This is a genomic window from Streptomyces botrytidirepellens, from assembly GCF_003721215.1.
GTDB lineage: Bacteria > Actinomycetota > Actinomycetes > Streptomycetales > Streptomycetaceae > Streptomyces > Streptomyces himastatinicus.
The window spans coordinates 1-11,330 of record NZ_RIBZ01000770.1; the positions used below are offsets into that span (position 1 = coordinate 1).

14 protein-coding genes are annotated in these 11,330 nt (G+C 72.6%); 6 read left to right on the forward strand and 8 right to left on the reverse strand.

Going from position 1 to position 11,330, the window contains the following annotated elements; genetic code table 11:
• Both EEJ42_RS39195 and EEJ42_RS39200 read right to left on the reverse strand, forming a co-directional pair.
• A partial coding sequence (locus EEJ42_RS39195; protein WP_148082182.1) for a S1 family peptidase occupies window positions 1–598 on the reverse strand: 598 nt, incomplete at its 3' end.
• 199 nt (window positions 599–797) lie between these two features.
• The gene (locus EEJ42_RS39200; protein WP_123106937.1) at window positions 798–1,157 is read right to left on the reverse strand and encodes an L-rhamnose mutarotase; all 360 of its coding nucleotides are present in this window, start codon (window positions 1,155–1,157) and stop codon (window positions 798–800) included.
• A gap of 216 nt (window positions 1,158–1,373) precedes the next feature.
• Here EEJ42_RS39200 and aroQ point away from each other — a divergent pair, with 216 nt between their 5' ends.
• Complete coding sequence (aroQ, locus tag EEJ42_RS39205; RefSeq protein WP_123106927.1) at window positions 1,374–1,847, forward strand: type II 3-dehydroquinate dehydratase; 474 nt, start codon at window positions 1,374–1,376, stop codon at window positions 1,845–1,847.
• Window positions 1,848–1,885: 38 nt separating this feature from the next.
• On the opposite strand, the gene EEJ42_RS39210 is transcribed toward aroQ, so the two are convergent.
• On the reverse strand, window positions 1,886–2,674 hold the full coding sequence (locus tag EEJ42_RS39210; protein WP_123106928.1) for a DeoR/GlpR family DNA-binding transcription regulator: 789 nt from the start codon (window positions 2,672–2,674) through the stop codon (window positions 1,886–1,888).
• A 163-nt stretch (window positions 2,675–2,837) separates the two neighbouring features.
• On the opposite strand from EEJ42_RS39210, the gene EEJ42_RS39215 reads away from it, so the two are divergent.
• The 3 genes from EEJ42_RS39215 to EEJ42_RS39225 all read left to right on the forward strand — a co-directional run bounded on the left by EEJ42_RS39215 (window position 2,838) and on the right by EEJ42_RS39225 (window position 5,429).
• Window positions 2,838–3,731 (forward strand): SIS domain-containing protein, encoded by an 894-nt coding sequence (locus EEJ42_RS39215; RefSeq protein ID WP_123106929.1) that lies wholly within the window; start codon window positions 2,838–2,840, stop codon window positions 3,729–3,731.
• Window positions 3,732–3,761: 30 nt separating this feature from the next.
• Window positions 3,762–4,604, forward strand: coding sequence for a class II fructose-bisphosphate aldolase (locus EEJ42_RS39220; protein ID WP_123106930.1), 843 nt, complete (start codon window positions 3,762–3,764; stop codon window positions 4,602–4,604).
• 108 nt (window positions 4,605–4,712) lie between these two features.
• A complete protein-coding gene (locus EEJ42_RS39225) occupies window positions 4,713–5,429 on the forward strand; it encodes a glycoside hydrolase family 75 protein (RefSeq protein ID WP_123106931.1) in 717 nt (238 codons plus the stop codon).
• Between the two features lie 33 nt (window positions 5,430–5,462).
• On the opposite strand, the gene EEJ42_RS39230 is transcribed toward EEJ42_RS39225, so the two are convergent.
• Window positions 5,463–5,921 carry a GNAT family N-acetyltransferase gene (locus EEJ42_RS39230; RefSeq protein ID WP_123106932.1) on the reverse strand — a complete coding sequence of 153 codons (459 nt, stop codon included), beginning with the start codon at window positions 5,919–5,921 and terminating at the stop codon, window positions 5,463–5,465.
• A gap of 67 nt (window positions 5,922–5,988) precedes the next feature.
• Between EEJ42_RS39230 and EEJ42_RS39235 the strand changes: the two genes are divergently transcribed.
• Complete coding sequence (locus EEJ42_RS39235; RefSeq protein WP_246097649.1) at window positions 5,989–6,447, forward strand: STAS domain-containing protein; 459 nt, start codon at window positions 5,989–5,991, stop codon at window positions 6,445–6,447.
• Here EEJ42_RS39235 and EEJ42_RS39240 read toward each other — a convergent pair.
• The 3 genes from EEJ42_RS39240 to EEJ42_RS39250 form a co-directional block, all read right to left on the reverse strand.
• Window positions 6,358–7,347 (reverse strand): sigma-70 family RNA polymerase sigma factor, encoded by a 990-nt coding sequence (locus EEJ42_RS39240; protein WP_123106934.1) that lies wholly within the window; start codon window positions 7,345–7,347, stop codon window positions 6,358–6,360. The two genes, EEJ42_RS39235 and EEJ42_RS39240, sit on opposite strands and share 90 nt — an antisense overlap.
• A 91-nt stretch (window positions 7,348–7,438) precedes the next feature.
• Window positions 7,439–7,678 carry a DUF6296 family protein gene (locus EEJ42_RS39245; RefSeq protein WP_063731218.1) on the reverse strand — a complete coding sequence of 80 codons (240 nt, stop codon included), beginning with the start codon at window positions 7,676–7,678 and terminating at the stop codon, window positions 7,439–7,441.
• Window positions 7,679–7,733: 55 nt separating this feature from the next.
• Entirely contained in the window at window positions 7,734–9,158 is a 1,425-nt protein-coding gene (locus EEJ42_RS39250) for an MDR family MFS transporter (protein ID WP_246097650.1), read from the reverse strand.
• A gap of 88 nt (window positions 9,159–9,246) precedes the next feature.
• Here EEJ42_RS39250 and EEJ42_RS39255 point away from each other — a divergent pair, with 88 nt between their 5' ends.
• On the forward strand, window positions 9,247–9,906 hold the full coding sequence (locus EEJ42_RS39255; RefSeq protein WP_246097651.1) for a TetR/AcrR family transcriptional regulator: 660 nt from the start codon (window positions 9,247–9,249) through the stop codon (window positions 9,904–9,906).
• A gap of 21 nt (window positions 9,907–9,927) precedes the next feature.
• Here the strand turns inward: EEJ42_RS39255 and EEJ42_RS39260 are convergent.
• Window positions 9,928–11,330 (reverse strand): HAD-IC family P-type ATPase (locus EEJ42_RS39260; RefSeq protein ID WP_148082183.1); only part of this gene is annotated, 1,403 nt, incomplete at its 5' end.

Here is an 11,330-nt window from a genome sequence, read left to right on the forward strand (position 1 = left end):
CACCGGCGGCCGCGTCGTCCCCGGCGGCGTCGCCCGCCGCGTCACCGGCCCCCGCGGCGCCGCCGTTGGCACCCGGCTGGGCCGTGTCGCCGCCGTCGAACCTCTTGAACTCGCCCTTCGTCCGCTGGACGGACACCATGCCGTCCATCGCGTCCGTGGCCTTGGTCAGCGTGTCCCACTTGGTGCCGGTCACGGTCTTGTCCGCGGTCACCCGAACCTTGTTCGTCACCGGGTCGATGGACCAGGCGGTACCGGCCACCGAGGCGTCGGTGCTCAGCGTCTTGGTGGCGGCCTTCAGCTCGGACATGCTGTTCTGCACGATCTTGGCGACCGCGCCCTGGGCTTCCACGGTCTTCGCCGCGTCCTCGGTCATGACGTTCATGACCAGTTGGCTCGTGTCGTTGTTGAAGTACCAGCCAGCGCCGTTGTCACCGAGGTCTGAGGCGAGGCTCCTCGCGAGTTTCACTGCCGACGGGGACGAGAAGGTCTTCACGTCCGTCGTCTTGTCCTGGCTCGCATTGGCATTGGGCAGCAGAAGGGCGGCTGCCCCGAGCGCGACAACAGCAGCACCGGAAACGGCGAGGGTCCGCTTGTTCACACGACGGTGGTGGCTCAACACTGACCTCCAGTAGGGGGGCGCGGGGCATGTGCGGAGCGCCTGTTGCGTTCCGCCACGCCCTCGCGCAGGGCCACCACCGAGTACGGGAGGCGTTTACTCCGTTCTCACCATGACTCACAGTGTGATGAATGGCTGCGGCGAACGATCCGGAGCGGTAGGGTCCGCCGGTTCCGCGCCGTCAGCCCCCATCCCCGCCCGCCCGGGCGGCTTGGGCGCGCAGCTCCCACACCTCCCCCAGGGCTATCTGTGCCGACCCCTCGACCGGGGAGCCCGCCGTGGTCTCGAAGTGATCGACGTAGGCGCCGATGAACTCCTGCCAGCGGTGGTTGACCGGGTCCTCGTCCAGCGCCGCCATCGCCGCGCCGAAGTCCTCGCAGTCCACGAGGTGGAAGAGGTGGCGTCCGCTGCGCCAGATCCGCCAGTTGGTGATCCCGGCCCGCCCCAGCGACTCCAGCAGATCCGCCGGAACCGTGGCGTGCTCCCGTTCGTAGCCCGATTCCTGGCCCTCCTTGAGGACCGAGTGCAGCGCCACGCGCATCGGCATCTCCCTTCATCCACTCTCATCACGTCTCATCACGGCCTATGACCGGAGCCACTCTGCCCCCTCCGGCCCCGCCCGCCAACGGTCCGGCAGTCGTCTCCCGCCCCGCTGGGCGCTGGAAACGGCCGCCGCGATCTACGATGCCTCGCGGAGCGGCGCGATCGCCGGACGCCGCGCACCCGCTGATGACGACCACGGAAGGACCCCGACGCCATGGCCAACACCCCCGTGCGCGACCGTTCCACGATCTTGGTTCTCAACGGGCCGAACCTGAACCTGCTCGGCCTCCGCCAGCCGGAGATCTACGGCACCGACAGCCTGGCCGACGTCGAGAAGCTGGTCGCGGCCACGGCCGCCCCGCACGGGCTCACCACCGACTGCCGCCAGAGCAACCACGAGGGGCAGCTGATCGACTGGATCCAGGAGGCCCGGGAGCGGCACGCGGCCGTCATCATCAATCCGGCCGGTTACTCCCACACCTCGGTGGCCCTGCGCGACGCGCTGGCGACCTGCGACGACATGCCGATCATGGAGGTGCACATCTCCAACATCCACCAGCGCGAGGCGTTCCGGCAGCACTCCTACGTCTCCGCGCTCGCCAGCGGCGTGATCGCCGGATGCGGCATCCAGGGCTACGCCTTCGCGGTGGAGCGGGTGGCCACGCTGCTCGCGGCCACGAAGAAGTGAAACTCAAGGCCTGAAGAACACGTGAGACCCCGGGCCCGTCAGGCCCGGATGACGCGGACACCGGCCTCGGCGTACGGGGCGATCGCCTCCTCGGTGGCGCCGGTGTCCGTGACCAGCACCTCGATCGCGTCGAGCGCGCAGATCCGGGCGAACGCCCGGCGACCCAGCTTGGAGCTGTCGGCCGCGACGACCACCCGGGCGGCGCGCTCGGCCATGAGGTGGTTGATTCCGGCCTCGCCCTCGTGATGGGCGGCCGCGCCCCGCTCAGGGTCCAGCGCGTCCACGCCGAGGATGGCCAGATCGAGGGAGACCTGGGCCAGCACCCCGGTGGCCAACGGCCCCATCAGCTCGAACGACTGGGGGCGGGCCACCCCGCCGGTGAGCACGATCTTGATGTGCGGGCGCACCGCCAGCTCATGGGCGATGTTCAGGGCGTTCGTCACGACGGTGACGGCCGGGCCGCCGCCCACGGAGTCGGACAGTTCGCCGCGGGTGGCGATGGCACGGGCGATTTCGGTGGTGGTGGTCCCGCCGTTGAGGCCGACGACCGCACCGGGCTCGACCATGCGGGCGACGGCGGCGCCGATCCGCTGCTTCTCCGAGGCGCGCCGGGCGGTCTTGTAGCGCAGCGGAAGGTCGTACGACAGGTTGTGCGCGACCGCGCCGCCGCGGGTGCGGGTGAGCATCTGCTGCTGCGCGAGTTCGTCCAGGTCCCGCCGGATGGTCGCGGCGGACACCGCCAGCTCGGCCGCGGCCTCCTCGACCTCGATCCTGCCGTCCCTGCCGAGCAGTTCCAGCAGGGCGTTCCAGCGCTCGGGCCGTTTCACGCCGTCTCCTCGACCCCCGTCGTTCCGTCGCGGCTCACCCTACCCCGGGTGTTCGCACTCTGGACTTCTCTGCAAAATCCTGCGCATTATCAGGCTGTAGGAAGCATCTTCGAGCATTCAGCATGCAGACGCACGTCCGTCGGAAGCCGAGCCGGGGAGTCCCATGAGCCACACCGAGACCGAGATCGCGAGCCAGCCCGACTGCTGGCGCCGCGCCATCGCACTGGCCCGGGATCCGGACGGGCCGGTGCGCGAGGCGCTGCCCCGGGCCGGTGAGCGGGTCGCCGTCGTCGGCTGCGGCACCTCGTGGTTCATCGCCCAGGCGTACGCGGCGCTGCGCGAGGCCGGGGGCCAGGGCGAGACGGACGCGTTCCCGGCGTCGGAGATGCCGACCGGGCGCGCCTACGACCGGGTGCTCGCGCTGTCCCGGTCGGGCACCACGACCGAGGTGCTGGATCTGCTCGGCCGGATACGGGGCGGGGTGCGCACCACCGTCATCACCGCGGTCCCCGGCTCCCCGGTCACCGACCTGGCCGACGAAGCGGTCGTGCTCGACTTCGCGGATGAGCGGTCGGTGGTGCAGACTCGCTGGGCGACCAGTGAACTGGCCCTGCTGCGCGCCCACTTGGGGCATGATGTGGGCGGTCTGGTCGAGGACGGTGGGGCGGCGCTCGCCGCGCCGCTGCCCGACGGGCTCGCGGAGGCGGGCCAGTTCACGTTCCTCGGGCGCGGCTGGACGTACGGCGTCGCGCAGGAGGCCGCGCTCAAGATGCGCGAGGCGGCGGGCGCGTGGACCGAGGCGTATCCGGTGATGGAGTACCGCCACGGGCCGATCAGCGTCACCGGCCCGCGCAGCGTGGTGTGGTGGCTGGGCGAGGGCCCGTCCGGGCTGGCGGAGATGGAGGTCACCGGGCCCGGCGGCCGTCTCGTCGGATACGGCCGCGACCCGCTGGCCGAGCTGGTGCTGGTACAGCGGCTCGCGGTGGCGATCGCGGTGGCGCGCGGCCTCGACCCCGACCGGCCCCGGAACCTCACCCGCTCGGTGATCCTCGGTTGAGCGGGTGCGGCGAGAGAAGGGAGGCGGGCCATGCCGCTGGTGGCCACCGCTGAGATCGTCGGGCCCGCCGTACGGGGCGGGCTCGGCGCGGGTGCGTTCAATGTGATCCAGATCGAGCACGCCCAGGCGATCGTGGCCGGGGCGGAGGCGGCCGGGGCCCCGGTCATCCTCCAGATCAGCGAGAACGCGGTGCGGTACCACGGCGCCCTGGCCGCCATCGGCCGGGCCACCGTCGAGGTCGCGCGCGCCGCGCGGGTCCCGGTCGCGGTGCATCTGGACCATGCCACCGAACCCGGGCTGGTGCGGGAGGCGCTCGGGCTCGGCTTCGGGTCCGTGATGTTCGACGCCTCGGCACGCGACTACGACGGCAATGTGGCCGCCACCGCCGCGGTGGCGGCCGACTGCCACGCCGCCGGGGTGTGGGTCGAAGCGGAACTGGGCGAGGTGGGCGGCAAGGACGGGGTGCACGCGCCCGGCGCCCGGACCGACCCGGCCGAGGCCGCCGCGTATGTCGCGGCGACGGACGTGGACGCGCTCGCGGTCGCGGTGGGCACCTCGCACGCCATGGTGGTCAAGGAGGCGGTGGTGGACCTGGAGCTGGTGGCGGCGCTGCGCGCGGCCGTGCCCGTGCCGCTGGTGCTGCACGGCTCCTCCGGGGTGCCCGAGGCGGACCTGACCCGTGCGGTCGCGGCGGGTCTGACGAAGGTGAACATCGCCACCCACCTCAACGTGGCCTACACCCGGGCGATCCGTGACCACCTGGCCGACCATCCCGAGGTGGTCGACCCGCGCCGCTATGTCGCGGCGGCGCGGGACGCGGTGGCCCGCGAGGTGACCCGTCTGCTGGCCCTGGTGCGCGCCGTGCCGCGCTGAGGCTCCGCGTCGCGCGGCTCGCGTGGCGCACACCGCTGTTGACATGACCTTATCAAGTCGCCAAGATGCGGGGGAGGTTAGGAAAGGTTCCTAACAGAGGAGTGTCCCATGCGCACACGACTCGCGTTCGCCCTGGCCGGCGCCGGGCTGCTGGCCGGTTCCCTCACCGCGGGCGCCCAGGCCACCACCCGGGCACCCGCCCCCGCTCCCGGCCCGGTCACAGAAGGTTCCGTCAAAGAAGGCTCCGTCACGGCCGCGCAGTTGCTCGCCAAGGTCAAGAGCTGTTCGCAGATATCCAGCGGCAAGTACCGCACCGACGACGAGACGTCGGCCACCGTGCCGGTCTGCGGCGCCAATGGCGCGGTCTTCTGGAAAGCGGACATGGACATCGACTGCGACGGCCAGGTGACCTCCAAGTGCAACGAGGACACCGACCCGTGGTTCCAGGACGACACGGCCTTCCACCAGTCGAACGGAAAGCCCCTGATCGCCGACAAGCTGCCCTATGTGGTGGTGCCCAGCAAGAGTTCCACGTGGGACTACTCCACGTCCGGCATCAAGGGCGGCGGCGTGGTCGCCATCGTCTACAACAACAAGGTCGAGTACGCGGTGGTCGGCGACACCGGCCCGACCAAGATCATCGGCGAGGCGTCCTACGCCGCGGCCGACGCGCTCGGCATCGACCCCGACCCGGAGACCGGCGGCGCGGAGTCGGGCGTGACGTACATCCTGTTCAAGAACTCCTCCGTCTCCCCCATCGAGAACCACGACAAGGCGGTCTCGGTCGGCGACGGCCTCGCCAAGCAGTTCGTGCAGAACAACTGACGCCCCGTGCCGTGATGCCTGCGGCCGCAGGTGTCACGGCACGGCCTCCAGCAGCGGCAGCGTCCGGCCCGGGATGGAGCCCGAGGCGGCGGTGCCGATACGCCGCGCCCCCATGGCCAGGTAGAACGGCTCGGCATACGGATCGGCGTCGATGGTCAGCCGGGTGAACCCGAGACGGCCCGCCGTCTCCAGCACATGCCGGTACAGCAGCCGCCCCACGCCGTGGCCGATCGCGGGCGGGTCGACGAACAGCATCCCCACCCAGCCCTGTGGGGCGGCGCCCTCCAGGGTGGCGAACCCCAGCACCCGCCCGTCCTCCTCGGCGACCGTGGTCCGACGGGCCGTCAGCTCGCCCTCGCGCATGGTCAGTTCCTCCCGGCAGGCGGCCAGGAATTCTCCGTCATACCCCCAGTGGCCCTTCGACCGCAGCGCCAGCTCGGTCAGCGCCCCGGCCTCCTCCTCGCGCCCGGCTCTCAGCCGTCGTGTCGTCATGCGCCGATCGTGGCATCCGGCCGCCCGGTGCGGCGATGATTTTTCCCGGCCCGGGCGGTCCCTTCTGATGAGCGCGCAACACCACCGCGCGCCCCACAACTGGAGGTGGACGTTGGCCGGTCCCGAGTCCGAGAGCCCCCCGCCCGCGCCTTCCCCGGCCGTCCTGGTCCTCGACCGGCCACCGGAAACCCGTGCCGAGGTGGAGCTGCTGTGCGCACGGCTGGGCGAGCTGGTGCGCCACAGCGCCCCCGGCCCCGTCACCGTGGACGTGGGCGCGGCGCAGCGGCCGGCCCTGGCCATGGTCGAGACCCTGGCCCGGCTGCGGCTGACCGCCCGCCGCCTGGGGCGGGAGATGCGGCTGCGGAACACCGGCGGCGAGCTGGCCGAGGTGCTCGCCCGGGCGGGTCTTGACGAGGTGCTGACCGCGCCCGCGACGTTACGCCTCGAGCCGGGCGGGGAGCCCGAACAGGGGGAACAGCCGCTCGGTGTCCAGGAACGAGTTGAGCCCGGTGATCCGCCCGGCTGATATCTCCAGGACCTGGAGCGCCCAGGGCTCATGGGCGCCGCCCGGTCCGCTCGGCCGGTACTGGCCGAAGGCCGGTGCCCCGTTCGCCACGGTAGGGACCAGCCGGGAGCCACGGCAGCCGATGCCGTGCCCCAGCAGCCAGGTGCGGATGTCGTCGTGGCCGCGCAGCCACAGCTCGTAGGGCGGCATGGACAGGGTGGCGTCCTCGTGCAGGAGCGAGGTGAGGGAGTCCAGGTCGTAACGCTCGAAGGCGTCCACGTAGCGGGCGAGCAGCGCGCGCTGCTCCTCGTCCAGCGGCTTGACCGGATCGGTGTCGCTGATCTCGCTCGCGGCGAGCGTGGCCCGGGCGCGCTGGAGCGCGCTGTTGACCGACGCGACCGTGGTGTCCAGCAGCTCGGCGACCTCGGACGCCTTCCAGGCCAGCACCTCCCGCAGGATGAGCACCGCGCGCTGGCGCGGCGCCAGGTGCTGGAGCGCGGCGACGAAAGCCAGCCGCACGGCGTCCCGCTGGGCGGCGACCTCGGCGGGGTCCCCGCCGTCGGCCAGCACCTGCCCGTCGGGCACCGGCCCGACCCAGGTGGCCTCGGGCTGCGCGGTGAGGGTGGCGGGGGTCGCCGAGGAGACGGAGGTGAGGTCCATCGGGCGGGCCCGGCGCTTGCTGCCGTTCAGCATGTCCAGACAGACGTTGGTGGCGATGCGGTACAGCCAGGAGCGCAGCGCCGACCGCCCTTCGAAGCGGTCCAGGCCCCGCCAGGCGCGGACCATCGTCTCCTGAACGGCGTCCTCCGCCTCGAACGCCGAGCCCAGCATCCGGTAGCAGTAACCGGTGAGCTGGACCCGGTACGGCTCCAGCTGGAGCTCGGCACCGGCCGTGCCGTCCACTGCCGCGACATCACTCATCGACGCACCTCGATCGTTCTGCTTCTGCGGACTCCCGTAGGAGGAAAGCTAGCGCGCGGCACTGACAAAGCCCCTGATCTGCGCAATCCGCTCAGGCCACCGGCCGGGCGCGCACCGTCGAGGCGTGCACCTGGTGCCCGCCGCTGGCGATCATCCGCACCTCGGCGCGGTCGCTGATCTCGGCCCGCACGATGCCGGTGTCGTCGGCGTAGACGGGGTGTCCGCCGGGCCCGCTGGAATCCGTGCGGTGCACCATCACGATGTCTTCGGCGTCCGGCGCCGGGGCGACCGGGTCGGCGAAAATCAGCTCGTATCTCTCGCGTCGTGGCATCACCCACTCCTCCCGCACGGACCCGCCCTCAATTCCCAAACCGGGACAATCAACACTATCGAACAGACTCGTCACCGCAAGAGGGTCGCGGAAGCTTGGGCAGCAGCAGCGCGGGCAGCAACGCCGGCGCGGCGAAGGCCGCGACCCACCAGAAGGTGTCGCCGAACGCCGCGGCCGGGGCGGTGGGACGGCTGTCGAGCCGGTGCTGGAGGATCACGGCCAGCACCGCGGCGCCCACCGAGGCGCCGACGGTCTGGACGGCGGTCAGCGCGCTCGTGGCCCGCGGGATGGCCGTCGGTTCCATCCCGTGGTACGCGGCGGCCATCACCGGCACCGAGGCGGCGGCCATGCCGACACCCCACAGCAGCAGGGCGGCGGACAGCAGCACCTCGCTGGTGCCCGGGCCCACCTGGGCACACAGGACGGCGGCGGGGACGGTGACGGCGACCCCGGCGAGGACGACCGGACGGGCGCCCGCCCGGTCGGTCACCCTGCCCACCAGGGGCAGCGCGAGCAGGGTTCCGAGGCTCTGCGGCACCAGCAGCAGCCCGGCGGCGAGCGCGCCGTAACCCCGCACCTGCTGGTAGTAGAGCGGCATCAGGAGCATGGCGCCGAACACCGACATCCGGGAGAGGAAGCCGAGCGCCGCGGCCGCGGCGAAGGTCCGCCCGGTGAACAGCCGCGGGTCCAGGAGCGGGGTGACGCGGGTCCGCAGCGCGTGCACGGTGAAGGCGGCGAGCAGCACCGCCCCGGCGCCGAGGAACCACCCGCTGGTGCGGTAGAGCCCGTAGGTGAGCACGGCGAGGGCCGGTGACAGCAGGACGACACCGGTCACGTCCAGCGGGCGCGCGGCGGTGGGGCGCGGGGCGCGGGGGATGCCGCGGCGGGCCAGCAGCAGCGCGAGCGCGCAGACGGGCACGTTGAGGTAGAAGATCCACCGCCAGCCGGGGCCCTCGACCAGGATCCCGCCGAGCGGCGGACCGGCGATCGGGGCGAGCTGCGCGGGCACGGCCGCGATGCTCATCACGCGTCCGCGCCGCTTGTCCCCGGCGGCCTGGGCCAGGATCGTCATGCTCAGCGGCACGATCATGCCGCCGCCGAGGCCCTGGAGCACCCGGAAGGCGATCAGGCTGCCCGCCGACCAGGCGGTGCCGCACAGCGCGGATCCGGCGCCGAAGACGGTCAGCGCGAACAGCCACATGGTCTTGGCGCCGAAGCGCTCGACGGCCCACCCGGTCAGCGGCACGGTCACGGCGATGGCCAGCAGATACGCCGTACTGACCCACTGGATGAGGGCCACGGAGGCGTCGAAGTCGCGGGCCAGTCCGGCGAGCGCGACGGTGACCATGGTCATGTCGAGCATCGCGGTCAGGGCGCCGACGACGACGGTCGCGGCGAGTCCGAGCAGCGCGGGATCGAGCCGGTCGGACTGCGGGGTGGAGGCGGGCGCGGTCCCGGTCATGGAGGGTTCGTCGGCCATGGAGGGGAAACTACACCGTGCAGTGTAGCTCTGTACACTGCACGGTGTAGTTTTTCGATCGACTCGCAACGCCCCCGAAGGAGCGCCCATGCCCCCTTCCGCACCCCTCCGCCCCGGCCTGCGCCAGGGCTCCCCCGACAAGCGCGCCGCGATCGTGCGGGCCGCCCTGGGGGTCTTCGTCCGCGAGGGGTACGCACGCGCGGGCATGGACGCGATCGCCGCCGAGGCGCAGGTGTCCAAGCGCACCGTCTACGACTACTTCGGGGACAAGGAGCGGCTGTTCCTGTCCGCCATCGAGGAGACCGAGGCGGCTCAGGAGGGAGAGTTCTCCGCGCTGGTCGACCGGACCCTGGACCGGCCCGGCGCTGCGGACGGGGCCGACGCGATGGAGGCGGCCCTGATCGCGTTCGGCCGCGAGTTCGCGACCTCGATCCTGCGCTCCCCGGTGCGCGCCGCGCTGGTCCGGCTGATCACCGCCGAGGCCGGTCACTTCCCCGAACTGCGGCGCCGGGCGGGGTCCGTCGGGCTGGTGCAGCAGGTCATCGCGGACCGCCTGGCGCGGTACGCGGACGCCGGACTGCTGGACGTCACGGACCCGGTCGAGGCCGCGGAGTACTTCGGCCTCCTGGTCACCGGCCGGGTGAACAACCGCTCGCTGTTCGGCACGGTCGAGGTCTCCGACGAGAAGATCGACGCGCTGGTCTCCGGCGGTGTGCGCTTCTTCCTGCGCGCCTACCGCCCGTCGTAGCCTCCCTGCGGCCGCCCCGGCTCAGGACTCCGGGGCGGCCGCGCCGCGGGCCAGCGGGCTCATGACCGAGCCGATGACCGTGGCCGCGGCGATGGAGCCGAGGGTGATCCCCCAGGCGAGCGGGCCGAGCGGGGTGCAGTCGAAGAACTGGCTCACCCCCGGCGTCTGGATGATCCCGGCGAGGACCGCGGCCGAGCCGAGTCCGGCGATCAGCACATGCCGGTCCAGGCCCCCGGTGGCCAGGGTCTGCGCCAGCTGCGTACCGACCAGGGCGACGAGCGCCACCGTACTGGCCCGGCGCTTGCGGCCGGTGAGCCGCGCGCCCGTCCACGCCACGCCCGCACCGGCGGCGGTGATGATGCCGCGCAGCATCATCTCCCGGTTCAGCGCGGTGCCCAGGGAACGGCTGGGGCCCTCCTTGAGCAGCCGCTCGCCGGTGTGCCCGGTCGGTTCGCGCACCGCGATGGCCAGCGCGGGCGCGAGGTCGGTCAGCAGGTTGACGAGCATGATCTGCCGGGCGGTCAGCGGGGTGCTGCCCGTGATGGCGGAGATGAGCACGCTGAAGGTGACCTCGCCGAGGTTGCCGCCGATGAGGATGGCGAGCGCGGCCCGGACCGAGGCCCACATCGCCCGCCCCTCCATCAGGGCCGACACGATCGTCTCCAGCCGGTCGTCGCCGACGACGAGGTCCGCGGCGGCGGTCGCGGCGGGGGTGCCGCGCCGTCCCAGGGCGATCCCGATGTCCGCGAGCCGGATCGCGGGGGCGTCGTTGGCGCCGTCGCCGGTCATCGCCACGACCCGGCCGAGGCGCTGGTACGCCTGCACGATGCGGACCTTGTGGTGCGGGCTGCACCGGGCGATGACGTCCACGGTGGGCAGCAGTTCGTCCAGCTCGGCGTCGTCCATCTCGTCCAGATCGGGCCCGGTGCACACCTTCAGCTCGGTGGCCTCGATGACGGTGGCCGCGATGGACTCGGCGGTGGCCGGGTGGTCGCCGGTGAGCATCACGGTGTGCACGCCCGCCTCGCGCAGTCGCGCGGTCGCGGGGGCGGCGCTGGTGCGCACCGGGTCGGCCAGCGCGATGAACCCGCGGAAGACCAGGTTCCGTACGGACTCGTCGGTGAGCTGCTCCCCGGCCCGCATGGGGCGTTCGGCCACGGCCAGGACCCGGCGCCCGGCACCGGCCAGTTCCTCGGCGGCCGCGGTCAGTTCGGCGATGTCGCCCTCGTCCAGGGCGGTGCTCGCCGCCGTGCCGGGCGGCTGTCTGCGGCCGCAGCGCTCCAGCACGCTCTCCGGGGCGCCCTTCACGCTCAGCAGGGTGCCGCGCGCGGTGGCCCCGGCGGTGGCGTGATAGGCGCGGGAAGGCTCGAAGGGCAGCGCGTCGGTGCGGCGCCAGCGCGGCGCGCCCCGGCGCACCGCGACCC